The organism is Streptomyces varsoviensis, assembly GCF_000718635.1.
In the GTDB taxonomy this organism is placed as follows: Bacteria; Actinomycetota; Actinomycetes; order Streptomycetales; family Streptomycetaceae; genus Streptomyces; species Streptomyces varsoviensis.
In genome coordinates, this window is record NZ_JOBF01000013.1 from 20806 (window position 1) to 46990 (window position 26185).

21 protein-coding genes are annotated in these 26185 nt (G+C 71.9%); 12 read left to right on the forward strand and 9 right to left on the reverse strand.

Annotated features, from left to right (window positions below):
• Nucleotides 1-5: 5 nt before the first annotated feature.
• Both IF55_RS18700 and trhA read right to left on the reverse strand, forming a co-directional pair.
• On the reverse strand, nucleotides 6-1655 hold the full coding sequence (locus IF55_RS18700) for an MFS transporter (protein WP_245661258.1): 1650 nt from the start codon (nucleotides 1653-1655) through the stop codon (nucleotides 6-8).
• Between the two features lie 302 nt (nucleotides 1656-1957).
• Nucleotides 1958-2659: a PAQR family membrane homeostasis protein TrhA gene (gene trhA / locus IF55_RS18705; RefSeq protein ID WP_030877866.1), complete on the reverse strand. Its 702-nt coding sequence runs from the start codon at nucleotides 2657-2659 to the stop codon at nucleotides 1958-1960.
• A 289-nt stretch (nucleotides 2660-2948) separates the two neighbouring features.
• On the opposite strand from trhA, the gene IF55_RS18710 reads away from it, so the two are divergent.
• Nucleotides 2949-4772, forward strand: coding sequence for a phosphoenolpyruvate carboxykinase (GTP) (locus IF55_RS18710; protein ID WP_030877868.1), 1824 nt, complete (start codon nucleotides 2949-2951; stop codon nucleotides 4770-4772).
• 152 nt (nucleotides 4773-4924) lie between these two features.
• Here IF55_RS18710 and IF55_RS18715 read toward each other — a convergent pair whose 3' ends face one another.
• The 4 genes from IF55_RS18715 to IF55_RS18730 all read right to left on the reverse strand — a co-directional run bounded on the left by IF55_RS18715 (nucleotide 4925) and on the right by IF55_RS18730 (nucleotide 9844).
• Nucleotides 4925-5365 carry an SCO4983 family protein gene (locus tag IF55_RS18715; RefSeq protein ID WP_030877870.1) on the reverse strand — a complete coding sequence of 147 codons (441 nt, stop codon included), beginning with the start codon at nucleotides 5363-5365 and terminating at the stop codon, nucleotides 4925-4927.
• Nucleotides 5366-5481: 116 nt separating this feature from the next.
• Entirely contained in the window at nucleotides 5482-6693 is a 1212-nt protein-coding gene (locus tag IF55_RS18720) for a pyridoxal phosphate-dependent aminotransferase (protein ID WP_030877872.1), read from the reverse strand.
• 99 nt (nucleotides 6694-6792) lie between these two features.
• Nucleotides 6793-8409, reverse strand: a complete 1617-nt coding sequence (locus IF55_RS18725; protein ID WP_030877874.1) for an N-acyl-D-amino-acid deacylase family protein — start codon at nucleotides 8407-8409, stop codon at nucleotides 6793-6795.
• A gap of 154 nt (nucleotides 8410-8563) precedes the next feature.
• Nucleotides 8564-9844, reverse strand: a complete 1281-nt coding sequence (locus IF55_RS18730) for an amino acid deaminase (RefSeq protein ID WP_030877877.1) — start codon at nucleotides 9842-9844, stop codon at nucleotides 8564-8566.
• A 247-nt stretch (nucleotides 9845-10091) separates the two neighbouring features.
• On the opposite strand from IF55_RS18730, the gene IF55_RS18735 reads away from it, so the two are divergent.
• The 4 genes from IF55_RS18735 (at nucleotide 10092) to IF55_RS18750 (ending at nucleotide 14193) form a co-directional block, all read left to right on the forward strand.
• Nucleotides 10092-11195, forward strand: coding sequence for a sugar kinase (locus IF55_RS18735; RefSeq protein ID WP_048832220.1), 1104 nt, complete (start codon nucleotides 10092-10094; stop codon nucleotides 11193-11195).
• Between the two features lie 190 nt (nucleotides 11196-11385).
• On the forward strand, nucleotides 11386-12174 hold the full coding sequence (locus IF55_RS18740) for an IclR family transcriptional regulator (RefSeq protein WP_030877882.1): 789 nt from the start codon (nucleotides 11386-11388) through the stop codon (nucleotides 12172-12174).
• Entirely contained in the window at nucleotides 12171-12581 is a 411-nt protein-coding gene (locus tag IF55_RS18745) for a RidA family protein (protein WP_030877884.1), read from the forward strand. Before IF55_RS18740 ends, IF55_RS18745 begins: the two co-directional genes overlap by 4 nt.
• A gap of 130 nt (nucleotides 12582-12711) precedes the next feature.
• On the forward strand, nucleotides 12712-14193 hold the full coding sequence (locus IF55_RS18750; protein WP_030877887.1) for a GntP family permease: 1482 nt from the start codon (nucleotides 12712-12714) through the stop codon (nucleotides 14191-14193).
• Between the two features lie 69 nt (nucleotides 14194-14262).
• Here the strand turns inward: IF55_RS18750 and IF55_RS18755 are convergent, their stop codons facing one another.
• A complete protein-coding gene (locus IF55_RS18755; protein ID WP_030877890.1) occupies nucleotides 14263-15600 on the reverse strand; it encodes a M14 family metallopeptidase in 1338 nt (445 codons plus the stop codon).
• Nucleotides 15601-15788: 188 nt separating this feature from the next.
• Here IF55_RS18755 and IF55_RS18760 point away from each other — a divergent pair, with 188 nt between their 5' ends.
• A complete protein-coding gene (locus IF55_RS18760) occupies nucleotides 15789-16697 on the forward strand; it encodes a S1 family peptidase (protein ID WP_030877893.1) in 909 nt (302 codons plus the stop codon).
• 74 nt (nucleotides 16698-16771) lie between these two features.
• Here the strand turns inward: IF55_RS18760 and IF55_RS18765 are convergent, their stop codons facing one another.
• Together IF55_RS18765 and IF55_RS18770 are read right to left on the reverse strand one after the other, a co-directional pair.
• Nucleotides 16772-17797: a chitinase gene (locus IF55_RS18765; RefSeq protein ID WP_030877896.1), complete on the reverse strand. Its 1026-nt coding sequence runs from the start codon at nucleotides 17795-17797 to the stop codon at nucleotides 16772-16774.
• A gap of 173 nt (nucleotides 17798-17970) precedes the next feature.
• Nucleotides 17971-19758, reverse strand: coding sequence for a chitinase (locus tag IF55_RS18770; RefSeq protein ID WP_030877897.1), 1788 nt, complete (start codon nucleotides 19756-19758; stop codon nucleotides 17971-17973).
• A 237-nt stretch (nucleotides 19759-19995) separates the two neighbouring features.
• On the opposite strand from IF55_RS18770, the gene IF55_RS18775 reads away from it, so the two are divergent.
• The 6 genes from IF55_RS18775 (at nucleotide 19996) to IF55_RS18800 (ending at nucleotide 26173) form a co-directional block, all read left to right on the forward strand.
• Nucleotides 19996-20892, forward strand: coding sequence for a hypothetical protein (locus IF55_RS18775; protein WP_037963541.1), 897 nt, complete (start codon nucleotides 19996-19998; stop codon nucleotides 20890-20892).
• Nucleotides 20893-20967: 75 nt separating this feature from the next.
• The gene (gene cpaB / locus IF55_RS18780; protein ID WP_030877901.1) at nucleotides 20968-21687 is read left to right on the forward strand and encodes a Flp pilus assembly protein CpaB; all 720 of its coding nucleotides are present in this window, start codon (nucleotides 20968-20970) and stop codon (nucleotides 21685-21687) included.
• Nucleotides 21688-21701: 14 nt separating this feature from the next.
• Nucleotides 21702-23414, forward strand: a complete 1713-nt coding sequence (locus IF55_RS18785) for a CpaE/TadZ family protein (protein ID WP_030877904.1) — start codon at nucleotides 21702-21704, stop codon at nucleotides 23412-23414.
• Nucleotides 23401-23856, forward strand: coding sequence for a TadE/TadG family type IV pilus assembly protein (locus IF55_RS18790; RefSeq protein ID WP_037963392.1), 456 nt, complete (start codon nucleotides 23401-23403; stop codon nucleotides 23854-23856). The genes IF55_RS18785 and IF55_RS18790 overlap by 14 nt, the downstream gene beginning before the upstream one ends.
• Complete coding sequence (locus IF55_RS18795; RefSeq protein WP_030877911.1) at nucleotides 23853-25229, forward strand: TadA family conjugal transfer-associated ATPase; 1377 nt, start codon at nucleotides 23853-23855, stop codon at nucleotides 25227-25229. The genes IF55_RS18790 and IF55_RS18795 overlap by 4 nt, the downstream gene beginning before the upstream one ends.
• Nucleotides 25226-26173, forward strand: coding sequence for a type II secretion system F family protein (locus tag IF55_RS18800; protein ID WP_030877913.1), 948 nt, complete (start codon nucleotides 25226-25228; stop codon nucleotides 26171-26173). Before IF55_RS18795 ends, IF55_RS18800 begins: the two co-directional genes overlap by 4 nt.
• Nucleotides 26174-26185: the final 12 nt, after the last annotated feature.

The window sequence follows — 26185 nt, forward strand, 5'->3', positions numbered from 1 at the left end:
GGTGCTCATTGTCCGGCATCCGCGGGTCCGGAGGCCACGTCGTGGCCCGCGGCCCTGGGTGCGCCCGCGCCGGTCGTGGCGGCCGTGGCCTTGGCGCCGGCCGCGGTGGAGGCGGAGGCGGACGAGGCCCCCGCGCCGGTAGCGCCCCCGGCATCCGGTCCGTCCGGTCCATCCGGTCCATCCGGTCCGTCCGGTCCGTCCGGCGTCGTGATGGCCACCGTCCGCCCCGCGCGCCGCGGGTTGGGCAGGAAGGCCGCGATGAGCAGGGCGGCGGCCAGCGAGGCGAGGCCGGTGACGAGCAGCGCCAGGTTCATGCCGTCGATGAACGCGGCGTCCGCCGAGTGCCGCAGTGCGGCGTCGCCCAGCTCGGCGGCGACCACGTGTCCGCCGACGACGGACTCGCCCGCGGCGTGGGCCGCGTCGTGCGGCAGCCCGCCGGTGTCGAGGTGGGCGCGGTACGCGCCGGCGACCAGGGAACCGAGGACCGCGACGCCGATGGCCCCGCCGACCTGGCGCAGCGTCATCAGGAGCCCGGAGCCGCTGCCCGCGCGGTCGCGGGGGAGCGCGCCGAGGGCGTTGCTCATGGCGGGGATGAGGGCGAAGCCGAAGCCGAACCCGGCGATGACCAGCCACACCGCGACCGTGCCGTAACCGTCGCTCAGATGCGTGTTGCTCGCGAGCAGCGCGGCGAAGGCGAGCGCGAACAGCCCGGCGGAGATCACGACGCGCGGCCCGAAGCGGGTGACCAGCGGTCCGGCGCCGCGCGAGGCGACGAGGAGTCCGGCCATCATCGGCATCATCCGCAGCCCGGTGCCGAAGGCGTCGTTGCCCTGGATCACCTGGAGGTACTGCGGCAGCACGAAGAGCAGACCCATGAGGGCGAAGGTCACCAGGGTCGCGGCGATGGCGTTCCACCGGAAGCCGCGGTCGCCCAGCAGCGTCAGGTCGAGCATGGGCCGGGCCATCCGGCGCTCGCGCAGGACGAGGGCGACGAGCAGCACGACGGCCGCGGCGAACGAGCCGAGGACGACGGCGGAGCCCCAGCCGCGCTGCGGGCCCTCGATGACGCCGAAGACGAGGACGCCGAGGCCGAGGGCGGTGAGGGCGCTGGAGAGCGTGTCGACCCTGGGCGAGGCGGGGTCCTTGGTCTCGGGGAGCAGGAAGACGCAGGCCAGGATGCCAATGGCGACCAGCGGCACGTTGATCAGGAAGACCGAGCCCAACCAGAAGTGGTCGAGCAGCCAGCCGCCGATGATCGGGCCGAGCGGCATGCCGAGCGCGGAGGCGCCGGAGACCGCTCCGACGGCCGTGGCGCGCTCGTCGGGTCCGAAGAGCGAGGGCAGTACGGACATGGCGAGCGGCATGATCAGCGCGGCGCCGGCCCCCATGACGGCACGGGCGGCGATGACCAGGGCGGGGTCGTCGACGACGGTGCCCAGCAGCGAGCCGCCGAGGAAGATCACGAGGCCGGTGATGAGCATCCGGCGGCGGCCGAAGCGGTCGCCGAGGAGCCCGGCCGGGAGCATCAGGGCGGCGAGGACGACGAGGTAGGAATCGGCGATCCACTGCTGTTCGCCGGTGTCGGCGCCGAGCTGGGACGCCATGGTCGGCAGCGCGACGTTGAGGATCGTGCCGTCGAAGCCGAGTACGAGCATGCAGGCGACGATGGCGCCCAGCGCCCACCAGCGCCGGGGGTCGGGGCGGGGTTGCGTTGGCACGCCCATGGGAGGTCTCCGAACTTTCGAGAGTTGATGTCAAATGACAGTAGCATCAATTGACAGTAACTCTCAAAAGGGAAACGCTGTCAACTTGGCCGGTCTCGGCGCGCCATGGCGCGCCAGGGGCCCCCTGGCCGCCCCGCATGTCGTGGCGCGCCGGGGATCCCCTGACTGCCCCCGAACAGACGAAAGGCCGCGACCCGGATCGGGTCGCGGCCAACTGAAGGGGGCGGGAGCGGTTACGCGTGCGTATATGCCACCAGGGAGATGCCGACGTAGTGCACGACGAACGCGGCCAGTGTCAGCGAGTGGAAGACCTCGTGGAAGCCGAACCAGCGCGGCGACGGGTTGGGGCGCTTGATGCCGTAGATCACGCCGCCCGCGCTGTAGAGCACCCCGCCGACGATCACGCAGACGAGCACCGCGATGCCGCCGGCCTGGAGGAAGTCCGGCAGGAAGAAGACGGCGGCCCAGCCCATCGCGATGTAGCACGGGGTGTAGAGCCAGCGCGGGGCGCCGATCCAGAAGACGCGGAAGGCGATGCCGGCCAGCGCCGCTCCCCAGACGGCCCAGAGCAGCGCCTGGCCGCGGGTGCCGGGGACCAGCAGCATGGTCAGCGGCGTGTAGGTGCCCGCGATGATCAGAAAGATATTGGCGTGATCCAGTCGGCGCAGGACCGCGTCCACGCGCGGGCTCCAGTTCCCGCGGTGGTAGAGGGCGCTCACGCCGAACAGCAGGCAGGCGGTGAGCGTGAAGATCGCGCAGGCGAGGCGGCCGCGGGCGCTGTCGGCCAGCGCGGTCAGCGCGACCCCGGCGAAGAGCACGGCCGGGAACATTCCGGCGTGCAACCAGCCCCGCAGCCTGGGTTTGACGGCGGTCGGCGGGGCCGCGGGTTCTCCCGGAAAGGGGACGGCGGCGGCGTCGGGAGCGGCGGAGGTCATGCGGGCCATGCTAGCTACGGGACCGTAAGTTACGGGTCAGTTCTGCGTGGCGATGGTCACGAGTGCGCCCCCTGGACAGACGGCATTCCTGGTCGGATGATCAAATGAGTGCGGTCGGCACCGGATGAGCGGTCACGAAGCGTCCGGGTCGCGGCCCCCATGGGGCAACTAACGTCAAATGCGGACATCTTGCGGACATGTGCGGCAAGCGTCCGCTCAACCCTCAACTTCTGACGCCGGAACGACGCCGGAACAGCGTTCCCAGCGTCCCCGGCGGGACGGAGCGATCGTGGCGCGCAGCAATGCGGCTCCCAGCACCCCCACCCACCACCAGGAGCTCCTCTCCTGGGTCCAAGAGATCGCCGACCTCACCCAGCCGGACCGCGTCGTCTGGTGCGACGGCTCCGAGGCCGAGTACGAGCGCCTGTGCGAGGAGCTCGTCGCGAGGGGCACGTTCCAGAAGCTCGACCCGATCAAGCGCCCGAACTCGTACTACGCCGCCTCCGACCCCTCGGACGTCGCCCGCGTCGAGGACCGTACGTTCATCTGCTCCGAGAAGGAGGAGGACGCGGGGCCGACCAACCACTGGAAGGCGCCGGCCGAGATGCGCGACATCTTCACGGGGGAGCGGGGCATCTTCCGCGGCTCGATGCGCGGCCGGACCATGTACGTCGTCCCGTTCTGCATGGGCCCGCTCGGCTCGCCGCTCTCGGCGCTCGGCGTGGAGATCACCGACTCCGCGTACGTGGCGGTCTCCATGCGCACCATGACCCGGATGGGCCAGCCGGTCCTGGACGAACTGGGCGACGACGGCTTCTTCGTGAAGGCCGTCCACACGCTCGGCGCCCCGCTCGCCGAGGGCGAGGCCGACGTCCCCTGGCCGTGCAACTCCACCAAGTACATCTCGCACTTCCCCGAGGCCCGCGAGATCTGGTCGTACGGCTCCGGCTACGGCGGCAACGCCCTGCTCGGCAAGAAGTGCTACGCGCTGCGCATCGCCTCCGTCATGGCGCGCGACGAGGGCTGGCTCGCCGAGCACATGCTGATCCTCAAGCTGACGCCGCCGCAGGGCGAGCCGAAGTACGTCGCGGCGGCGTTCCCGAGCGCCTGCGGCAAGACCAACCTCGCCATGCTGGAGCCGACGATCTCCGGCTGGACCGTGGAGACCATCGGCGACGACATCGCCTGGATGCGGTTCGGCGAGGACGGCCGGCTCTACGCGATCAACCCCGAGGCCGGGTTCTTCGGCGTCGCGCCCGGCACCGGCGAGCACACCAACGCCAACGCCATGAAGACCATGTGGGGCAACTCCGTCTTCACCAACGTCGCGCTCACCGACGACGGCGACGTGTGGTGGGAGGGCATGACCGAGGAGCCGCCCGCCCACCTCACCGACTGGAAGGGCAACGACTGGACCCCCGAGTCGGGGACCCCGGCGGCGCACCCCAACGCCCGGTTCACCGTCCCGGCCGGCCAGTGCCCGATCATCGCGCCCGAGTGGGAGGACCCCAAGGGCGTGCCGATCTCGGCGATCCTCTTCGGCGGCCGCCGCGCCTCGGCCGTACCGCTGGTCACGGAGTCCTTCGACTGGCAGCACGGCGTCTTCCTCGGCGCCAACGTGGCCAGCGAGAAGACCGCCGCGGCCGAGGGCAAGGTAGGCGAGCTGCGCCGGGACCCGTTCGCGATGCTGCCGTTCTGCGGCTACAACATGGGCGACTACATGGGCCACTGGCTCAAGGTCGGCGCCGACAAGCCGGACGCGTCGAAGCTACCGAAGATCTACTACGTGAACTGGTTCCGCAAGAACGAGGAGGGCAAGTTCGTCTGGCCCGGCTTCGGCGAGAACGGCCGCGTCCTGAAGTGGATCGTGGAGCGCCTGGAGGGCCGGGCGGAGGGCGTCGAGACGCCGATCGGCGTGCTGCCGACGCCGGACTCGCTCGACACCGACGGGCTCGACCTCAGCGCGGCGGACCTCGACTTCCTGCTCAGCGTCGACCACGACGTCTGGCGCGAGGAGGCCGCGCTCATCCCCGAGCACCTGAACACCTTCGGCGACCACACGCCCAAGGAGCTGTGGGACGAGTACCGGGCGCTGGTCCGCCGCCTGGGCTGAGCGGGCCCGTACGGACAGCGGGCCCTATGACCCGTACAGCTCGTAGGGCTCGTACAGCCCGTACGGACAAGGGGCCGGGCCGGGACCGCGCGGGGGACGTGGTCCCGGCCCGGCCGGGTGGTGCCGCAGTGGCTCTGTGGGGTCGAGTGTCCTCAGACCGTCTCGGCGAGGCCGAGCGCCTCGGCGTGCACGGCCAGCCGCTCGGCGGCCAGCGCCGTGTTCGCGTCGTCGGCGCGGGAGGTCGCGACGACCAGCGCCTGTCCGGCGAGCATGTGCGCCCGCTGGTGGAGCGCGGCCGTACGGGCCCCGGAGCCGGGCGTCGTGGCCGCGGTCGGGACGGCGCGCAGCGGGGCGCGGCCGTCGCGCAGCCGGGCGGCGGCGCCGGCGATGCGCCGGGCCGCGTCGTCCAGCTCGGCGGCGGCGGGCCCGTCCGACTCGGCGCGCAGCTCGTCGGTCACGGTCAGCAGCGCGGTGAGGTGTCCGGCGAGCCGGATGTCCAGCTCCTCCTCGCGGGAGCGGTGGGGGCCGCGGCCGCGTGCGTCGGCGGGCTCGGCCATGGAGTGGACCGACTTGGTGCGGATCGGTTCGTACATGGGATGGCCTCCTGGCAAGGTTCAGGAGACCATCCTAACTTAGACGCAGTCTAAAGTTGTCCCGCTTACACGGACTGCGGTGACGGACCCCGTCCGTACTGCCGTGACGGCGCCTGTCAGTACTGCCCGTAGCCGTCCAGGAACTCGCCGATCCGCGTCACCGCGTCCGTCAGGTCCTCCTTGGCGGGCAGCGTCACCAGCCGGAAGTGGTCCGGCTCCGGCCAGTTGAACCCCGTACCGTGCACGATCATGATCTTCTCGGCCCGGAGCAGGTCGAGGACCATCTGCCGGTCGTCCTTGATCTTGTAGACCTTGGGGTCGAGCCGGGGGAAGGCGTACAGCGCGCCCTTCGGCTTCACGCAGGTCACGCCCGGAATCCGGGTCAGCAGCTCGTACGCCGTGTCGCGCTGCTCCAGCAGCCGGCCGCCCGGCCGCACCAGGTCGTCGATCGACTGCCGCCCGTTGAGCGCGGTCGCCACCGCGTGCTGCACGGGCATATTGGCGCACAGCCGCATATTGGCCAGGATCGTCAGGCCCTCGATATAGCTGGAGGCGTGCGCCTTGGGGCCGCAGACGGCCATCCAGCCCGCGCGGTACCCGGCGACCCGGTAGTTCTTGGAGAGCCCGTTGAACGTCAGGGTCAGCAGGTCCGGGGCGATGGCGGCGGTCGGGGTGTGCGTGACGCCGTCGTAGACGATCCGGTCGTAGATCTCGTCCGAGCAGACGATCAGGTGGTGGCGGCGGGCGATCTCGGTGATGCCGCGCAGCAGCTCGTCGTCGTAGACCGCGCCCGTGGGGTTGTTCGGGTTGATGACGACGATGGCCTTGGTGCGGTCGGTGATCTTGCGCTCGATGTCCGCGAGGTCCGGCATCCAGTCCGCCTGCTCGTCGCAGCGGTAGTGCACGGCCGTGCCGCCCGCCAGCGAGACCGAGGCCGTCCACAGCGGGTAGTCCGGCGCGGGCACCAGCACCTCGTCGCCGTCGTCCAGCAGCGCCTGCATCGACATCTGGATCAGCTCGGAGACGCCGTTGCCGAGGTAGATGTCCTCGACGGACAGCTCGACGCCCTTGGTCTGGTAGTGCTGCATCACCGCGCGGCGCGCGGACAGCAGCCCCTTGGCGTCGCCGTAGCCGTGCGCGTCGCCGAGCGAACGCAGCATGTCCTCAAGGATCTCGGGCGGGCACTCGAAGCCGAAGACCGCCGGGTTGCCGGTGTTGAGCTTGAGGATGCGGTGTCCTGCTGCCTCCAGCCGCATTGCCTCCTCAAGGACCGGACCGCGGATCTCGTAGCAGACATTGGCGAGTTTCGTTGACTGGATCACCTGCATGACGGCCACCATACGGCCGGGGTCACGGGGCCCGCCCCTCGATATCCCGGTGAGCGGGATCACGGCGGGAGGGCGAGGGGAGGGGCCCGTGGGGCGTTCTCAGTCGGCCGGCGCCCGCCGGACCGTACGGCCCGCCAGCACGTCCGTACGGCGTCCGTCTTCCATCACAAAGCGCCCATTGATCAACACATACGGAATACCGACCGGAAGGGTCCTCGGGGCTTCGAAAGTGGAGCCGGCGGCGACCTCGTCCGGATCGAAGAGAACAAGATCGGCGCGGTATCCGGTCCGTACCAACCCTCGGTCGGCCAGCTTCAGCCGCGCCGCGGGACGGGACGTGAGATGCGCCACGCACTCCTCCAGAGAGAGCACACCCAGCTCGCGCACGTACCGCCCCAAGTACTGCGGGAAGGTCCCGTACGCGCGCGGATGCGGCTTGTCGCCCTGGAGGATGCCGTCGCTGCCGCCGGTGTGCACCCGGTGCCGCATGATCTGCCGCACGTTCTCCTCATGGCCCACGTGCTGGAGGATCGTCGACCCGAGCCGGTCCTCGATCAGCACCCGGCGCGCCGTCTCCCACGGCGACTCGCCGCGCTCGGCGGCGCTGCGCGCGACGGTCCTGCCCACATACCCGGCGAGCGCGGGGTCAAAGACCCCGGAGATCTCGATGGCGTCCCACTCGATCGGCACCCCGTGGCAGCCGTCCGCGCCCTCGACCTCCATGGCGTACCGGATGCGCTCGGCCACGGCGTCGTCCCGCAGCCGCGCCAGGATCGCCTCCGGGCCGCCCTCGCTCGCCCAGCTCGGCAGCATCGCGACGAGCGTGGTGCAGCCGGGGGTGTACGGATAGGTGTCGAGCGAGATGTCGGCGCCGCCGTCCAGCGCGGCGTCCAGCAGCGCCAGCAGCTCGGGGGCGCGGCCCTCGTTCACGCCGAAGTTCATGGTGGCGTGGGCCAGGTGCAGCGGGCAGCGGGCCTCGCGGGTGAGGTCCACCATCTCCGCGTACGCCTGGAGCGCCCCGGCCCCGTACGAGCGGTGGTGCGGGCAGTAGTAGCCGCCGTACTCGCCCACCACCCGGCACAGCTCGGTCAGCTCAGCGTCCGAGGCGTACATGCCCGGCGTGTAGGTGAGCCCCGACGACATCCCGACCGCGCCCTGGGCCATGCCCTCCGCGACCAGTTCCCTCATCCGCTCCGTCTCGGCGGGCGTGGCGGGCCGGTCGTCCCAGCCGAGCGCCAGCATCCGCACCGTCCCCTGGGGGATGAGGTACGCGGCGTTGACGGCGATGCCCTCGCCGCCGAAGCCGTGGTCGAGGCGGTCGAGGTACTCGCCGACGCTCCGCCAGGAGAAGTCGATGTCACAGCCGTCGCCGTTCCACCCCGTGATCTGCGCGCGCACCTCGGCGAGGGTGCGGTCGTCGACGGGCGCGTACGACAGGCCGTCCTGCCCGATGACCTCCAGGGTGACGCCCTGCGCGGCCTTCGCCTCATGGGCGGGGTCGCGCAGCAGCGCCAGGTCGCTGTGCGCGTGCATGTCGATGAAGCCGGGGGCCAGGGCCAGGCCGCCGGCGTCCAGGACGCGGCGGGCGGTGGGCCGCTCGCCGTCGCCCTCGCGCACGACGGCGGCGATCCGGCCGTCGTCCACGGCCACGTCCGCCCGGAACGAAGCGCCGCCGGAGCCGTCGATGACCCGGACGTCGCGGATGACCAAGTCCATGGCCGGTCCTCTCGGAAAAGGTGCGGATCGGAAAGGTGCGGATCGGAAAACGCACGGATCAGAACGTGCGGATCAGAAAACGCACGGATCAGAAGGTGTGGATCAGAAAACGTGCGGGTCGGAGAACGCGCGGGTCAAAGAACGTGCGGACCGATCAGAAGAAGGTGCGGACGTAGTCGACGACCGTGCCGTCCGCCTCGACCAGCGGAATCATCTGCCATTTGTCGAAGGACGTGCAGGGGTGCGACAGGCCCATTCCGATCCAGTCGCCCACCTCCAGCTCCACGCCCTCGGCGACGCGCAGCCAGCCGTGCTGGTCGGACAGGGCGGCGACCTCGATGCCGGTCGCGGGCCGCTGCGCGCCGTCCCGCGCGGACCGTACGACCTGCGGCTCGGGCAGGTCGAGGTCGTACGCCGCGTCCCGCTTGCCCGCGTTGACGAACGCCTGGCCCGGCTCGGGGCGCGAGACGACCTGCGCCCACAGGCGGAACGCGGGGTGCAGCGCGCCCTCCTCGGGCACCCGGTTGAAGGGCGTCACAGCGCGGTAGCGGCCGTCGTCGTGCGAGATGTACGCGCCGGAGCGCAGCACCTTGAGCGCGGGCGCGGACAGCTCCGGCAGCTCGGCGAAGACATCGGCGACCGCGTCGAACCAGGCGCTGCCGCCCGCGCTCACGACGATCTGGTCCAGGCCGGCGAAGCGGCCCGCCTTGTCGAACTCGACGGCCAGCGCGGTCAGCCGGCGCAGCCACGCCCGTACGGTCTCGCCGTCCGCGGCCGGAACCTCGCCCTCGTAGCCGGCGACGCCGACCAGGCGCAGGGTGGTGGTGGCGGCGACCGCGTCGGCGATGGCGGCGCACTCGGCCTCCGTACGCGCCCCGGTGCGCGCGCCGTCGCCCGCGCCCAGCTCGACCACGACGTCCAGGCGGCGGGCGGCGCCCGCGGCGGTCAGCGCCTGGTCCATCAGCTCGACGCCGCGCGGCGAGTCGACGTAGCAGATGATCTCGAAGTCCGGGTCGGCGTCGAGTTCGCCCGCGAGCCAGCGCAGCGCGGCGGCGTCCACCAGTTCGTTGGCGAGGAAGAGCCGCTTCAGGCCGAAGGCGCGGCAGACGCGGATCTGGGCGGGGACGGCGACGGTGATGCCCCACGCGCCGTGTTCGAGCTGGCGCTCGAAGAGCTGGGGGGCCATGGAGGTCTTGCCGTGCGGGGCGAAGACCAGCCCGTGCCGGGCGGAGTAACGCTCCATCAGGGCGAGGTTGTGCTCCAGGGCCTCGGCGGAGAGGGCCAGCACGGGGGTGGTGAACCCGCCGTCGAACAGCGAGCGGCGCTCGGCGGCGAGGGCCTCGACCGTGGCGCCCTCGGCGTCCGGGGGCAGGGCCTTGAAGCGGTGGTCTACGCGGTCCTGGGCCAGGCGAGCGAGAGCGCTGTCGGCGGCCATGGAGCCTCCCGTGGAAAGTTGTGTTGCATTACGTGCAACAGCCATTGCGTATAACGCTTACTGCTGTTTAACATCCCGGCAAGCAGGAGGTCAACGGTGTGCATCACGTCAACGCGGCACACCACGCAGCCGACCCCGGCCCGCCGGCCCGCCCGGCATCCGACGCCACAGGACCCGAGGAGCGAGACAGATCGTGACCGCAGCCCCGAGCAGTCCGGACACCGACGTCGTATGCCTCGGCGAATCCATGGTCACCTTCCGCCCCGCCACCCCGGGGCCCCTCGCCGACGTGCCCTCCTTCGACCGCGGCATCGGCGGCGCGGAGTCCAACGTCGCCTGCTCCCTCGCCCGCACCGGCCACACCGCCCGCTGGATCAGCCGCGTCGGCACCGACGGCTTCGGCGCCCACCTCGTCACCACCATCGCCGCCACCGGCGTCGACACCGCCTCCGTCCAGTACGACCCGCACCGCCCCACCGGAATCTACTTCCGCACGGCGGGAGAGCGGGCCGTATCGGCGGACCCGGGCGCATCGGCCGCATCGGTCGTAACTGCTGTATCGACTGCACCCGCCACCGCGTCGACCGCTCCGGAGGCCGCCGTCGAGCCCGTCTCCGAAGTCGTCTACTACCGCGCCGGGTCCGCCGCCTCCGCCATGTCCCCGGACCTCATCCCCCGCGAACAGGCCTGGTCCGGCCGCGTCCTGCACCTCACCGGCATCACCGCCGCCCTCTCCGACGACTGCCGCGCCCTGCTCCGCGCGCTCACCGCCCGCACGCCCGGCCGCCCCCTCGTCTCCTTCGACGTCAACTACCGCGTCGGCCTGTGGCACGGCGCGGCCGAGGGCCCCGCCGTTCTTCTCGACCTGGCCCGCGGCTGCGACCTCGTCTTCGTCGGCGAGGATGAGGCGGAGGCGGCCTGGGGGCTGCGCGGCGCCGACGCCGTACGGGCCGCCCTGCCCGAACCGGAGATCCTGATCGTCAAGCAGGGCGGCGCGGGCGCCACCGCGTACGCGCGTACCGACAGCGGCGCGGACGACGTCGTCCACGTCCCCGCCCTCTCCGTCGACGTCGTCGCCTCCGTCGGCGCCGGCGACGCCTTCGCCGCCGGCTTCCTCTCCGGAACGCTGCGCGGCCTGCCCATCGCGCGGCGGCTGCGCCACGGCCATCTGATGGCAGCCGCCGCGCTCACCGTCCCCGGCGACCTCGCCGCGCCGCCCGCCCGCCGCCTCGCCGACCGGCTGGCCGCGCTCGACGCCGACGCCTGGGGGAGACTGCGACTCGGCCCCGGCTGGGCGAACCCGCCGGCGGCCGAGGCCGAGACCGTACGGGTGGAGGAGCGCACCGCATGACCGAACGCACGACCAGGCACGCGACCGATGGCACGACCGGCCACGACGGCCCCGGACGAGGCACGGACCGGAACCGGAGCGGGTCCCGCCGCGCCGCCCACGGAAACGGCGCCTCCCGCGGAAACGCCCACGGAAACGCCGCCTCCCGCGGCCGGGCCCCCCGCCCCCGGCGAGCCGCCCTGGGGGCGACATGAGCCAGACCGTCGACCGCGCCCTGTCCATCCTGCCGCTGCTGGCGGAGGGCCCCGCCAACCTCGAACAGGTCGCGAGCCGCCTCGGCGTGCACAAGTCCACCGCGCTGCGGCTACTGCGCACCCTGCATGAGCACGGCATCGTCTACCGCCAGCAGGACCAGCGCTACCGCCTCGGCGCCCGGCTCTTCGCCCTCGCCCAGGAAGCCGTCGAGAACCTCGACGTACGCGAGATCGCCCACCCGCACCTCGCCGAACTCAACGAGAAGTGCGGGCACACCGTGCACCTCGCGGTGTACGAGGAGAACGAGGTCCTCTACATCGACAAGGTCGAGAGCCGCTACCCGGTGCGGATGTACTCCCGCATCGGCAAGCCGGTCGCGATCACCGTCGCCGCCGTCGCCAAGCTGCTCCTCGCCGACCTGCCCGAGCCCGAGCGGCGCGCCGTCGCCGAACGGCTCGACTACCCCATGTACACGTCCCGTTCGACCCCCAACGCCGCCGCCTTCCTCAAGGAGCTGGCGACCGTACGCGAACAGGGCTGGGCCACCGACCTCGGCGGCCACGAGGAGTCCATCAACTGCATCGGGGCGCCCATCCGCGGCGCGGACGGGCGGGCCGTCGCCGCGTGCTCGGTCTCGGCCCCGAACGTCGTCGTCACCGCGGACGAACTCCTCACCCTCCTCCCGCTGCTGCGCCGCACCGCCGGCGCCATCAGCGCGGAGTACTCGGGCACCGCGCACACCCCCGAGAAGCCCCACCCCTCCCAGAAAGAAGACCGATCATGAGCGACAAGACCGCGATCACCCCGGCCACCCACACCACCCCGCCGGCCAAGTTCTCGCACGGCGTGCGCAAGGGGAACATCCTCCAGGTCGCCGGCCAGGTCGGGTTCAAGCCCGCCGTCGAGGGCGAGGCCCCCACCCCGGTCGGCCCCACCCTGCGCGAGCAGACCCTCCAGACGTTCGCCAACGTCAAGGCGATCCTCGAAGAGGGCGGCGCGAGCTGGGACGACGTCATGATGATGCGCGTCTACCTCACCGATGTCGCGCACTTCGCCGAGATGAACGAGATCTACAACGCGTACTTCGAGGCCGAGGGGCTGAAGGAGGCGCCGGCCGCCCGTACGACGGTGTACGTGGGTCTGCCCCCCGGCCTCCTCATCGAGATCGACGCCCTCGCCGTGCTCGGCTGACCGCGGACGGACCGGCCATCGCCGCGTTAAAGCCGCACCCCCGTGTCACGGCACGGCGCCCCGCACCGGCGGGGCGCCGTGCCGCGATCGCCCCTGCCCGGACATCCCTGACTGACAACGGAGTCATCACATGTTGCTCGCCGCGGCCCCCGCCGCCCCCTCGCCACCGCACACCGGCGGACTGCTCGCCCTCATCGGAGGGACCGGCGGGCTGCTGACCGTCGCGGCCCTCGGCATCGCGCTCCTCCTCGTACTGATCATCAAGGTCCGGCTCCAGCCGTTCGTCGCGCTGCTCGCCGTCTCCATAGCCGTCGGCCTCGCCGCCGGCCTCTCCGTCACCGAACTCTTCGGCACCGTCCAGAAGTCGAACGCCGTCTCGCTCATCGAGAACGGCATGGGCGGCACTCTCGGCCATATCGCGATCATCATCGGCCTGGGCACGATGCTCGGCTCGATCCTGGAGGTCTCCGGCGGCGCCGAGGCACTCAGCTCCCGGCTGCTGGGCCTCTTCGGCGAGAAGCGCGCGCCCCTCGCGATGGGCCTGACCGGCCTCATCTTCGGCATCCCGGTCTTCTTCGACGTCGGCATCTTCGTCCTCGCGCCGATCGTGTACGCGGCGACCAAGCGCAGCGGCAAGTCGATCCTCCTCTACGCCATGCCGCTGCTGGCGGGTCTGTCCATGACGCACGCCTTCCTGCCGCCGCACCCCGGGCCGGTGGCCGCGGCCGGTCTGCTCCACGTGGACCTGGGCTGGGTCATCGTGATGGGCATCGCCACCGGCGTCCCGGCCGTGCTGGCGGGCTGGGCGTACGCGGCCTGGATCGGCAAGCGCGTCCACGTGCCCGTACCCGCCGACATGGTCGAGGCGGCCGAGGAGGCCAAGGCCGCCGTCCGGGCGGAGCGGCGCGCGGCCGGCGCGGGCGACGGCGAGGGCGCGGAGAAGCCCGTGTCCATGGGCGCGCTCGCCGCGATCATCGGCACCCCGCTGGTCCTCATCCTGCTGGCGACGTTCTCCTCCATCGCCTTCGACCCCAGCACGGGCCGCTCGGTCCTGGAGTTCTTCGGCAACCCCTTCGTCGCCCTGACCATCGCCCTCTTCCTCGCGTACTACCTGCTGGGCATCCGGCGCGGCTGGTCCCGCAAGTCGCTGGAGACCGTGTCCACCGCGTCCCTCAAGCCGGTCGGCAACATCCTGCTGGTGGTCGGCGCGGGCGGGGTCTTCGGCGCGGTCCTCAAGGGCAGCGGCGTGGCGCAGGCGCTGGCCGACACGTTCGACAGCGCGGGCCTGCCGGTCATCGTCCTCGCCTGGCTGATCTCGGTGGTGCTGCGGGTGGCCCAGGGTTCGGCGACCGTCGCCATCGTCACCACGGCGGGCATCGTCGCCCCGATGCTCTCCGCGGGCGACTTCTCCCAGGCCCACCTGGCGCTCGTGATCATGGCGATCTCGGCGGGGTCGATCTTCGCCTCGCATGTGAACGACGGCGGCTTCTGGATGGTGGCCAAGTACTTCGGCATCTCCGAGCGCGACACCCTCAAGTCCTGGACCGTCCTGGAGTCGGTGCTGTCGGTGGCGGGCTTCGTGGTCGCGGCGGTGCTCAGCGTCTTCATCTGACGCGGTGCCGGGAGCCCGGCGGCGCGTACGGGCCCATGCGTACGCGCCGCCGGGCGGCCGTTCACCGGGTCAGGGGGTGCCCGGGCAGTACTGCTGCTGCTTGCCGATCACGCGGTACACGCAGTCCGCGCTCTCCAGGAGCTGGAGCACCGCGTCGCGGTTGCGGGCCGTCTCCCGGCCGATCACCTCGTCGGGCGGGTAGAAGCCGCCGCCCGCGCCGCTGGAGTTCGGGTACATCTCGAAGGTGTAGCCGAAGATCTTCTGGCTGCCCCAGAGCCAGTCGTCGATGGACCCGTCGGTGATGTAGAGGTCGCTGGACTGCTCGGGCGTGTAGCCGTTGCTCGCGGCCATGGACTTGCCGAGGGTGGCGAAGGCGTCCCGGTCGTCCTGGGTCATGCCGGGGGCGGTGTCGCTGTAGGTGTAGCCGTAGGGCCAGAGCACCAGTTCGCTGTAGGTGTGGAAGTCGATGGCGGCCTTGATCTGCTGCTTGCCGCCGACGACGCGGCCGCGTACGAAGTCCGCGACGACCTTGACCTCGGGCCCCGACTCGGGGGCGGAGCCGCGGTACGTCTCGGAGCCGGTGCTGCCGGAGGAGCCGCCGCAGCAGCCCCACTTGAAGTTCCAGTTGCGGTTGAGGTCGGTGCCGCGGGAGGCCCCGGAGTTGGGCTGGCGGTTCTTGCGCCAGCTCCGGTACGAGCCGGTGGCGATGTCGTACTCGCCGCCGTCCGGGTTCACGTCGGGCACGATCCAGATCTCGCGGCTGTCGACGAGCTTGGTGACGCGCGGGTCGGTGCCGTACTTGGAGCCGAACTCCTTGATCAGGTACAGCGCCATCTCGACGGTGAGGTGTTCGCGCGCGTGCTGGTGGTAGGTGAAGAGCACCTCGGGCTCGGCCTCGTCCGTGCCGGCGTTGTCGCTGATCTTGACGGCGATGATGTCGCGGCCCTCGTAGGACTTGCCGATGACCCGCTTCGTCATGATGCCGGGGTACTTGGCGATGTCCGCGTTGATCTCCGCTGTCGCCTCGGCGTAGTTGTGGTAGTTCGCGTCCCGTGGCGGGAAGTCGAAGGGCCGCGGCCGTTTGCCGTCCGTACGGTCCGGGGGCGCGGCGGATTCCTCGACGCGGTAGCCGAGCGCGCGTACGCGCTGGGCCTGGGCGGCGGTGGCGGTGATGGTGACGGAGTGCTCGCGCACCGCGTCGACGGCCGCGCCGGTCGCGGCGACGGCGGTGCGCTGGGCGGCCGTCGCCGGGCCGGTGACCTCGTAGGAGTGGGTGGCTTCCGCGGCGGGGGAGGCCGGTGGGTCGGGTGCGTCGGATGTCGCGCCGGTCGCGGCGGGGGCGGCGAGGGCGACGGTGAGCAGGGCGGCGAGGGCGCCGGCCCAGTGGCGGCGTAATCGGAGTCTCATGCGGTCTCCTGGGGGGTGTGGGTGCCGACAGATTCGAGCGGTGTCATGAACGGGTCAAGGGTGTGCGTAGGGAGGAAACAGGCCAACTTCCCCGGCACTTCTGTCCACTCGATTGCCGGGCGGCTTCCTGAGCCCCAACAATGCACACGTCAAAAAACGGAAGAACTGATGTACGGAGGGGACCCCCCATGAAGAAGCCTCTCGTCGGTGCGCTCGCGACGCTCCTCCTGACCGGAGCGACGCTCGCCTCCACCGGCGCGGCCTCGGCCCAGCCCGTTACCCAGGAGGCGAAGGCGCGGGCCAAGGCCGCCGTCCAGGCCCCGGTCGCCACCAAGACCAAGGCCGTCGACTTCGCCGGCACCGTCGCCCTCAGCAACTGCTCCGGATCGCTGGTGCGGCTGCCCAACTCGCAGGACAACGACCCCGGCCTCATCCTCACCAACGGCCACTGCCTGGAGACCGGCATGCCCGGCGCCGGCGAGGTGATCGTGGACCGGCCATCCAGCCGTACGTTCAGCCTGCTCAACGCGTCCGCCGGGAAGGTCGCCACGCTCAAGGCCACCAAGATCGCGTACGCGACGATGACCGACACCGACGTCACGCTCTACGAACTGAACACCACCTACGCCAAGATCAAGCAGCAGTACCGGATCGACGCCCTGAAGCTCAACCCCGACCACCCGGTCAAGGGCGCCTCGATCAAGGTCGTCTCCGGCTACTGGAAGAAGACCTACTCCTGCAACACGGACGGCTTCGCCTACCGGCTCCGCGAGGCCGACTGGACCTGGAAGGACTCGCTGCGCTATACGTCCGCCTGCCAGGTCATAGGCGGCACCTCGGGCTCGCCCGTCGTGGACACCGCCACCGGCAAGGTCGTGGCGGTCAACAACACCACCAACGAGGACGGCCAGCGCTGCACCCTGAACAACCCGTGCGAGGTCGACGAGAACGGCCAGGTCACGGTCCGCAAGGGCATCGGCTACGCCCAGGAGACCTACATCCTCGCCAAGTGCGTCGGCACCGGGAACAAGGTCGACCTCGGCCTGCCCGGCTGCTCCCTGCCCAAGCCCGTCGCCGAACGCGCGCGTCAGCACTGACGGGCTCCAGCACATGGGTGGGCGCCCCCGGACCGTGCGTGGGTACGGTCCGGGGGCGCCCGGTCTGATGGCGGTTATGGCAGGTCGTGCACGTGCCCGCCGACCTGGTCCGCGAACGCGTCACCGGCCGCCGCGTCCCAGTTGGTCGACCACGCCATCGCGCCGCGCAGCCCCGGGTACGTCTTCGACGGCTTGAACGAGCCGCAGCCCGTGCCCTTGGTCAGGCAGTCCAGCGCGGCGTTGACCACGCTCGGCGCCACATAGCCGGAGCCCGCGGCCTTGGCGGAGGAGGGGACGCCGATGCCCACCTGGGAGGCGTCGAGGCCGCCTTCGAGCTGGACGCAGGCGAGCGAGGTGAGGAAGTCCACCGAGCCCGCGGCGTACACCTTGCCGTCGCAGCCGTTCATCGAACCGCTGTTGTAGTACTGCATATTGACGACGGTCAGGATGTCCTTGATGGCCAGCGCCGTCTTGAAGTACCCGTTCGACGGCGACTGCATGTCCACCGTCTGCGGCGCCATGGTGATGACCGGGTGGCCGCCGGACTTGGCCGCGAGCGACTTGAGGGCCTGGCTCATGTACGTGGCGTCGAGCCCGTTCTCCAGGTCGATGTCGACGCCGTCGAAGCCGTACTTCTCCATCAGCGCGTGCACGCTGTCCGCGAAGTTCGCCGCGGAGGCCGCGTCGTTGACGGAGACGGTGCCCTTCTCGCCGCCGATGGAGATGACCACGGACTTGCCCGCGGCCTGCTTCGCCTTGATGTCGGCCTTGAACTGGTCCTCGGAGTAGTTCAGCGCGGGGTCGAGGTGGAAGTCGACGGCGCCCGGCTTCGCGGTGGCGTCGGCGAAGGCGACGGCGATGATGTCGTAGTTCTCATGGACATCGCCGAGCTTCTGGACCTTCGCGCCGTTGTCGAAGTTCTGCCAGTAGCCGGTGACGGCGTGTTTGGGCACGTTCCTGGGCGAGGCTGCGGGGGCGGCGGACGGCGGGGCCGCCGGGCCGGTGGGGGGCTGCGCGGCGTGGGCGGTCCCCGCGCCGGCGAATCCGGCGGCGGCCACCACTGCCGCCGCCAGACCCGTGAGGATTCTGCTGGTGAACATGGTCGATCGTGCGCGAACCACGACTGCCTCCGTGGGGGGAGTTGGGGGGTGTGGTGATGGTGCGCGCTCAGGGGCCCCTGGGCTTGCCGTACAAGGTGGTCCAGACCAATACGGTTGTCAAGACCTGTACAACGGAGGGGCCGTTGGGGTAGGGAGGGCGGATACGGCCGTGGCTACGGCAGCCCGTGCACGTGCGGGCCGACCGCGTTGGACCACGCGTTGCCGTTGCTCGCGTCCCAGTTGGTCGACCAGGTCATCGCGCCCCGGATGCCCGGGTAGGTCTTCGCGGGCTTGAAGGAGCCGCAGCCCGTGCCCTTGGCCAGGCAGTCGAGGGCGTTGTTGACGATCGAGGGCGAGACATAGCCGCTGCCCGCGCCCCTCGGGGAGGCCGGCAGACCCAGGCCCACCTGGGAGGGGGCGAGGCCGCCTTCGAGCTGGATGCAGGCCAGGGCGGTCAGGAAGTCCACGGTCCCCTGCCCGTAGACCTTGCCGTCGCAGCCGTTCATCGCGCCGCTGTTGTAGTACTGCATGTTGACGACGGTGAGGATGTCCTTGATGTTCAAGGCTGTCTTGAAATAACTGCCCCCCGTTGACTGCATGTCGATGGTCTGCGGGGCCATGGTGATGACCAGTCGCGGCCCGGCCTTCGCCGACAGGGAGCGCAGCGCCTGCGTCATGTACGTGGCGTTGAGCCCGTTCTCCAGGTCGATGTCGACGCCGTTGAAGCCGTACTTCTGCATCGCCGCGTACACGCTGTTCGCGAAGTTGTTCGCCGAGTTCGCGTCGTTGACGGAGACCGTGCCCTTCTCGCCGCCGACGGAGAGGATGACGGACTTGCCGGCCGCCTGCTTGGCGGCGATGTCGGCCTTGAACTGGGCCTCGCTGTAGTTCAGCGCCGGGTCGAGGCGGAACTCGACCGCGCCCGGCGTGCCCGTGGCGTCGGCGAACGCGACGGCGATGATGTCGTACTGGTTCTGCACGTCGCTGATCTTCTGGACGGTGGCGCCGTTGTTGAAGTTCTGCCAGTAGCCCGTCACGGCGTGCTTCGGCACGGACGGCCCGGGCCCGCCCTCCTTGGTGGTGGCCGAGACGGCCGCGGACTTCGGCGACTCACCGGCGCTGTTGGTCGCCGTCACCTGGAACTGGTACGAGGTCGACGGCGTCAGCCCCGTCACCACGGCCGAGGCGCCGCTCACCGACTGGACCCGGGCGCCGTCCTGGTAGACGTTGTAGCCGCTCGCGCCGGTCACCGGGTTCCAGGACAGGGCCACGGAGGACGCGGTGACCGTACCCGTCGCGAGGCCGCCGGGCGCACCCGGCACCGGCTCGCCCGGATCGCCGCCGCCCGGCCCGTCCAGGGTGAAGTCGTCGGCGAAGTAGGCGGGCTGCCCGTACCAGCCGTGGGTGTAGATGGTCACCGTCCTGGTGGACGGGCCGGTCTTGAAGCCGGTGCTGAGTTGCTGCCAGGAGGAGGCGGAGGAGGTCCACGTCGAGACGTCCGTGGTACCGGTGCCGCTCGCGCCGAGGTAGATGTACGAGCCCTGCACCCACGCGCTCAGCGTGTACGACGAGTTCGGCTGCACGCTCACGGTCTGCGAGCACTTGGCGTTGTCGGCCCCTTCGGGGGTGGCCTTGAGGGCGCCGCTGCCGCCGTGCACGGGGGAGCCGACGGCCGCGCCGCTCCCGCCCGAGCAGGTCCAGTTGTCCAGACCGGACTCGAAGCCGGGGTTCTTTGCGAGGTTGGCGGCGGCGGTGCGGGCGGCGGCGGAGGTGTGGGAGGCCGCGGCGGGGCTCGCGGCGGCCGCTTCGGTGCCGCCGTCGCCGATGACGGTGAGACCGGTCGCGGCGAGCGCGGCGGCGGCCAGCGCGGTGAAGGCGCGCAGGGGGCGCGGGTGGCTGAGGAGATTACGTCCCGTTCTGCGTCTGGATCGGGGGTCTTGGGTGCGGCGTGAACGGTCCACGACTGCCTCCGGTGGGAAGGGTGTTGAAGGAGGAGCTGAAGGGACGGTGGCCACCGCTTGGCCGTAAAGATGGTCCAGACCACTGGGCCAGTCAAGGGTTTGCGAGAACTCCGGCGGGCTGTTCTCTCGCGCCGCATTCGTGGATAAAGTGCTGATGCACCAGCCAAGGGCAGTAGCGAGGAGAGTCGATCTGCGGTCACCGGGGCGCCGGCGGCCGGAGTGAACGGGGAAGCCGACGTGCCCACCGCGATTGCAGTCACCAGCCCCGACCTGGTGCTCGTGCCCCCCGACGGCCAGACCCCGGCCGCCGCGGTGCTCCGGCCCCCGGACGCGCAGCCCCTCGACGACGCGATCGGGCAGAGCGCCGCCCTCCTCGACCGCTGCGGCTACGTCGTCGCGCTCTACCCGGACGCGCTCCCCGGAGCGTACGCGCGCCGCCTGCACACCGTCCGCTCCGTGCTCGAAAGCGACCGGATGGCGCTCCTGCCCATCGCGCTGCCGCCGCTCGCCGTCGCCGTGCTCGCCCGCCAGTTACGCCAGTTGTCGGTGTCCGACCTGAGCCCCGGCGTCCTCGCCTGCGCCGCCCGGCTCCTCGCCCACTACATCCACGCGGGCGCGCAACTCGACAGCGTCGCCGGACTCGACCGGGTCGACGTCGGGCTCGGCTCGCACGTCAAGTCCTGGCTGCCGGGCACCCGGTTCGCGGTGCTCGCCGGGCCCGCGCCGCGGCTCGTACCGGTCGGCGGCGCGGAGCCGCCCGCCGCGCCCGGCTTCGCCACCACCCTCGCCGTCGCCCGCGGCAAGCCGCGCAGGGCGGGCCACGAGGACTGGGTCACGGACGTCCTCGCACCCGCCTGGCGCGTACAGGGCGTCCAGGAGACCGCGCTGCCCGCCGAGTCGGCGCGCTGGTGGGGCACCCGCAGGGCCGTGGAGTTCGCGGCCGCCATCCCCGACGCCACCGTGCTCTACCAATTGGTGGCGTCCGTGCGCAGAGAGGAGTGCCGCTGGTGCGGCCTCGAACTGATCGGTGACCGCTGCGCGTTCTGCTCCGCCGCCGTGCCGCGCGCCGAGCCGCCCGGCCCGCGGGCCGCCGCCCTCGCCCCGCCCGTACGAGCCGCCCTGACCAGCCGGTAGGCCGCCGACCGCGAGCCGGCCCGTGAGCCGGCAGCGCTTCGCCGGCCGACGTCCCCGAACGAGGTTGCCCGTCCCATGAATTCACGCCAGCGCCGCGGAGTCATCCTCTTGCTCCTGTCGGTCCTGTGTGCCGTCGGCGCGTTCGTCGGGGTGTTCTCCGTTCTGCACGACGTGGAGTCGAAGGTGGGGCCGGAGACCACGGCGTACCGCCTCAAAGCGGACGTGCCCGCCTACAAGGCGCTGGACGCCGCCCAGTTCGAGCGGATCTCGATGCCCGAGCGGTGGCTGCCGGCCACCGCCGTCACCGACCTGGCCGAGCTGCACGGCAAGATCACCGTGACCCCGCTGCGCAAGGGGTCGCTGCTCCAGGAGGACATGATCGTCTCGCGGCCCGCGCTCCGGCCCGGCCAGCAGGAGATCGCCATCATGATCGACGCGGCGACCGGCGTGGCCGGGAAGATCAACCCCGCCGACAAGGTCAACATCTACGCGACCTTCGACGGCAAGGAACAGGGCACCAAACCCGAATCCAAGGTCATCGTGAGCGGCGCCCAGGTCCTCGCCGTCGGCAAGCTCACCGCGCTCGACCCCAACGCCGACCGCGGCTCGAACCCCACCACCCGGCGCGCCGGGGAGGCCGTCCCCATCACCTTCGCCCTGGACACCAAGGACGCCCAGCGCGTCGCGTACGCGGAGTCCTTCGCCTCCCACGTCCGCCTCGCCCTCGTCGCCCCCGGCGGCGACGACACGATCAGCCCGGCCGACCGCACCTACACCCTCGACGGCGACAAGTAGAGGCAGGGGACACGGTGACGATCAGAATCCTCGCGGCCGTCGGCGACCCGGACATCGCCCGCGCCATCAGCGGGACCCTCGGCGGGCTCCCCGGCGTCGAACCCATGGCGCCCGCCGCCGACGCCGCCCGGCTCCTCGACGCCCTCGCGGCGCTCGCCGCCGTCGCCGTCGAGGAACTGCCCGAAGTCGTCCTCGTCCACGAACGGCTCGGGCCCGCCCCCGCCCTGGAGACCATCCGGGAGGTCGCGTTGCGCTTTCCCGCCGTCGGCGTCGTCCTCGTCACCGCCGACGCCGGGCCCGCCCTCTACTCCGCCGCCATGGACGCCGGCGCGCGCGGCATCGCCGCGCTCCCCCTCGCGTACGACGAACTCGGCGCCCGCGTCCAGGCCGCCGCCCACTGGGCCGCGGGCGTCCGCCGCCACCTCGGCGGCGGCCCCGAGGCCGCGCCCGCCGGGCCCGGGGGGCGGCTCGTCGCGGTGATCGGCGCGAAGGGCGGCGTCGGCACCACCGTCACGGCCGTACAGCTCGCCCTCGCCGCGCACGCGGGGGGCCGCGGCGTGGCCCTCGTCGACATGGACCTCCAGTCCGGCGACATCGCCTCCTACCTGGACGTCCAGTTCCGCCGCTCCATCGCCGACCTCGCCGGCATCAGCGACATCTCGCCGCGCGTCCTCCAGGACGCCGTCTTCCCGCACCCCACCGGGCTCGCCCTGCTGCTCGCGCCGGCGGAGGGGGAGCGCGGCGAGGAGATCGGCGACCTCGCCTCCCGGCAGATCATCGCCGCCCTGCGCGCCCGCTACGACCTCGTCGTCGTCGACTGCGGCACCCAGATCACCGCCGCGGGCGCCGCCGTCGTCGAAACCGCCGACCTCGCGCTCCTCGTCACCACACCGGACGTGATCTCCGTACGCGCCGCCAAGCGCATGGTCCGGCTCTGGGACCGGCTCCAGATCCGCAAGGCCGAGGACACCACGACCGTCGTCAACCGCCACACCCGCGGCGCCGAGATCCAGCCGCCGCTGGTCGCCCGCACCACCGGCACCCGCACCGCCCGCACCCCGATCCCCGCGGGCTACAAGGAGCTCCAGCCCGCCGTCGACTCCGGCCGGATGCAGGACCTGGACGCCAAGTCGGCCGTCAAACAGGCGCTGTGGACGCTGGCGGGCGAGCTGGGGCTGATCGAGTCGCCGGGCGGCGGCGGGCGCGGCGCGCGCGGCGGCAGCCACGCCGACCGCCCGTCCGTGACGGCCGGGCTGCGGCGCCGGCGGGCCATAGGGGCCGGCAGCGGCGGCGAGGGGACGGGCGCCGACCAGCTCGCCCCGGTGCCCCCCAGTACCACCGGAAGGTTCCGCAAGCGCCTCGGCGGCGACCGGGGGCAGGTCGCCGTGGAGTTCGTCGGCGTGCTGCCGCTCATCCTGGTGGTCCTCGTCGTCGTCTGGCAGTGCGTCCTGGTCGGCTATACGTACTCGCTGGCCGGAAACGCGGCGGACAAGGGCGCGCGGGCCGGTGCCACGGGCGGCGCGGCGGCCTGCGCGGGCGCCGCCCGCCAGGACCTGCCCGGCGCCTGGTCCGCCGCGAACGTCGACTGCGGCCCGTCCGGCGGCATGGCGCGCGCCTCCGTGGACCTCAAGGTCCCCGCCCTCTTCCCGGGCGTCCTCGACTGGCCCTGGCCGGTGCGGGGCTCGGCGGCCGCGCCGAGGGAGGAGCCGCGGTATGGGGAGGGATGAGGGCAGCAAGAGGGGCAAGGGGGGCAAGGGGGGCAAGGGGGGCACGGCCCCGTACCGCCGGCGCGGCGGGGTCCGTGGCGACCGCGGCTCCGCCGCCCTCGAATTCCTCGGGTTCCTGCCGCTCCTGCTCGTCATCGGGCTGGCCGCGATCCAACTGGGCCTGGCCGCGTTCGCCGCCCAGCAGGCCGGGAGCGCGGCGCGGGCCGCCGCCCGTACGGCCACGCTCGACGATGCCGCGATGTCGCCGGAGGGCGCGGGCAAGGCCGCCGTGAGCGGCTGGCTCGCGGGCCGTACGGACGTCGGCGCGGCGCCGTGCGACGGCGGCGGGCAGACGACCGGCAGCGCCACCGTCGAGATCCCCGCCGTCCTCCCCTTCGACGTCGGTTCGGCCACCCGCACCGCCACCATGCCATGCCCCGCGGACCCCAGGAGCACCCCATGAGCCTACGGGCGCGGATCGCCGCCCCCGAAAGCCCCGCGGACGGCCGGGAGTCGAGCCACCTCGTCCCCGTCTACCGCGCCAAACTCCTTGAGGAGATCGACCTCGCCGAGATGTCGTCGCTGGCGGCGGCCGAGCGGCGCGGCCGCCTGGAGCGCGTGCTCGGCCACATCATCAGCCGCGAGGGCCCGGTGCTGTCCACGGCCGAACGCGACCGGCTGATCCGGCGCGTCGTCGATGAGGCGCTTGGCCTCGGTGTCCTCGAACCGCTCCTCGAAGACCCCTCCATTACGGAGATCATGGTCAACGGGCCCGACCAGATCTACGTGGAACGGTCGGGGCGGGTCGAGCCGGTCCCCGTGCGGTTCGCCTCGCACGAACAGCTCATGCAGACCATCGAGCGCATCGTCTCCACCGTCAACCGCCGCGTGGACGAGTCCAATCCGATGGTCGACGCCCGGCTGCCGTCCGGCGAGCGCGTCAACGTCATCATCCCGCCGCTCGCCCTCAACGGCGCCACCCTCACCATCCGGCGCTTCCCGCGCGCGTACACCCTGAACGAGCTGATCGGCATGGGCACGCTGGACCCGGCCATGGTGGCGCTGCTCGCCGCGCTCGTACGGGCCAAGTTCAACGTGGTCGTCTCCGGGCCGACGGGCTCCGGCAAGACCACCCTGCTCAACGCGCTCTCCGGGCTCATCCCCGAGGGCGAGCGCATCATCACCGTCGAGGACGCCGCCGAACTCCAGCTCCAGCAGGCGCACGTCATCCGCCTCGAAGCGCGCCCGCCCAACGTCGAGGGCAACGGCCGCATCACCATCCGCGACCTCGTACGGAACTCCCTGCGCATGCGCCCCGACCGCATCATCGTCGGCGAGGTCCGTGGCGGCGAGACCCTTGACATGCTCCAGGCCATGTCCACCGGCCACGACGGGTCCCTCGCCACCGTGCACGCCAACAGCGCCGAGGACGCGCTGATGCGGCTCCAGACCCTGGCGTCGATGTCCGAGGTCAAGATCCCGTACGAGGCGCTTCAGGACCAGATCAACAGCGCCGTCGACTGCGTCGTCCAGCTCGCCCGCGCCGCCGACGGCTCGCGGCGGGTCAGCGAGATCGCCATCCTCGACTCGCACGGGCACGAGGAGTACCGCATCGCCACCGTCTGCCGCTTCGACGCCGAGCCGCTGGGCGCGGACCGGACCGTACGCGGCCGATTCGGCCACTACCCGCTCCCCGAGCGGGTGGCCCAGCGGCTGCGGCTGGCCGACGAGCCCGTGCCGCCCGGCTTCGGCGTCGCCGCGTTCCCCGCCGAGCTGCACACCCGGCAGGCGCGGCGGTCCGCCGCCCGAGCGGCGGACCACGGGAGCCGGCCATGAGCGATCTCGGCGGCCTCGCACGGCTGACGATCGGCGCCACCCTGGTCTGCTGCGCGCTGGCCGTCGCGGGCGTCCAGGCGTACGCGGCCGGCAAGGCCCAGCGCCGCGCGCTCGTCGACCGGCTCACCGAGACCCCGGCGCCGCCGCCCGCCGGCCGCGTACGGCGCTTCGCGGCGTTCGACCGGCGGCTGCGGGCCACGCGCGCGGGCCGCCGGCTGGCCCGCCGCCTCGCCTCGACCGGACTGGACGTGACACCCGGCGAGTTCACCGTCTATACGGGGGCGGCGGCCGTCGGGCTGTGGCTGGTGGCCGCCGGGGCGCTCGCGCCGTTCTTCGGGCCGCTGGCGGCGGCCGTCGCCGTCTGGTCGGCCTTCGCGTTCCTCGGCTGGCAGCGGCGCAAGCGGATCGAGAAGTTCATCGGCCAGCTCCCCGAACTCGCCCGCATCCTCGCCAACGCCACCCAGGCCGGACTCGCGCTGCGCACGGCGCTCGGCATGGCCGCCGACGAGATGGAGGCCCCGGCCGCCGAGGAGCTGGCCCAGGTCTCCGACAAGCTCGCGATCGGGCACTCCATCGACGACGCGCTGGGCGAACTCGCCGAACGCCTGCCCTCCCGCGAACTGGTCGTCCTCGTCACCACGCTCGTCCTCGCCAACCGCGCGGGCGGCGCCGTCGTCAGCTCGCTGCGCAACCTCACGCAGACGCTGGAGGAGCGCAAGGAGACCCGGCGCGAGGTCCGCACCCAGCTCTCGCAGGTGACCGTGACGGCGTACGTCGTGCCGCTGATGGGCATTTGCACGCTGCTGCTGATGGACCGGATCGCGCCCGGCTCGATCGACCGGATGACCGCGTCGTTCCTGGGCAAGGCGGCCGTCGTGGCCGCCTTCGGGCTGTACGGGCTCGGCTTCTTCCTCATCCGCCGCATGTCGAAGATCGACGTCTGACCCCGAGGAGGC

Excerpts from the sequence above, each read along its gene's own strand:
- IF55_RS18700 (WP_245661258.1), bottom strand. The coding sequence starts at position 1,655 with ATGCTCGTACTCGGCTTCGACGGCACGATCCTCAACGTCGCGCTGCCG.
- trhA (WP_030877866.1), bottom strand. The coding sequence starts at position 2,659 with ATGACCTCCGCCGCTCCCGACGCCGCCGCCGTCCCCTTTCCGGGAGAA.
- IF55_RS18715 (WP_030877870.1), bottom strand. The coding sequence starts at position 5,365 with ATGTACGAACCGATCCGCACCAAGTCGGTCCACTCCATGGCCGAGCCC.
- IF55_RS18720 (WP_030877872.1), bottom strand. The coding sequence starts at position 6,693 with ATGCAGGTGATCCAGTCAACGAAACTCGCCAATGTCTGCTACGAGATC.
- IF55_RS18725 (WP_030877874.1), bottom strand. The coding sequence starts at position 8,409 with ATGGACTTGGTCATCCGCGACGTCCGGGTCATCGACGGCTCCGGCGGC.
- IF55_RS18730 (WP_030877877.1), bottom strand. The coding sequence starts at position 9,844 with ATGGCCGCCGACAGCGCTCTCGCTCGCCTGGCCCAGGACCGCGTAGAC.
- IF55_RS18735 (WP_048832220.1), top strand. The coding sequence starts at position 10,092 with ATGGTCACCTTCCGCCCCGCCACCCCGGGGCCCCTCGCCGACGTGCCC.
- IF55_RS18740 (WP_030877882.1), top strand. The coding sequence starts at position 11,386 with ATGAGCCAGACCGTCGACCGCGCCCTGTCCATCCTGCCGCTGCTGGCG.
- IF55_RS18745 (WP_030877884.1), top strand. The coding sequence starts at position 12,171 with ATGAGCGACAAGACCGCGATCACCCCGGCCACCCACACCACCCCGCCG.
- IF55_RS18750 (WP_030877887.1), top strand. The coding sequence starts at position 12,712 with ATGTTGCTCGCCGCGGCCCCCGCCGCCCCCTCGCCACCGCACACCGGC.
- IF55_RS18755 (WP_030877890.1), bottom strand. The coding sequence starts at position 15,600 with ATGAGACTCCGATTACGCCGCCACTGGGCCGGCGCCCTCGCCGCCCTG.
- IF55_RS18760 (WP_030877893.1), top strand. The coding sequence starts at position 15,789 with ATGAAGAAGCCTCTCGTCGGTGCGCTCGCGACGCTCCTCCTGACCGGA.
- IF55_RS18765 (WP_030877896.1), bottom strand. The coding sequence starts at position 17,797 with ATGTTCACCAGCAGAATCCTCACGGGTCTGGCGGCGGCAGTGGTGGCC.
- cpaB (WP_030877901.1), top strand. The coding sequence starts at position 20,968 with ATGAATTCACGCCAGCGCCGCGGAGTCATCCTCTTGCTCCTGTCGGTC.
- IF55_RS18790 (WP_037963392.1), top strand. The coding sequence starts at position 23,401 with ATGGGGAGGGATGAGGGCAGCAAGAGGGGCAAGGGGGGCAAGGGGGGC.
- IF55_RS18795 (WP_030877911.1), top strand. The coding sequence starts at position 23,853 with ATGAGCCTACGGGCGCGGATCGCCGCCCCCGAAAGCCCCGCGGACGGC.
- IF55_RS18800 (WP_030877913.1), top strand. The coding sequence starts at position 25,226 with ATGAGCGATCTCGGCGGCCTCGCACGGCTGACGATCGGCGCCACCCTG.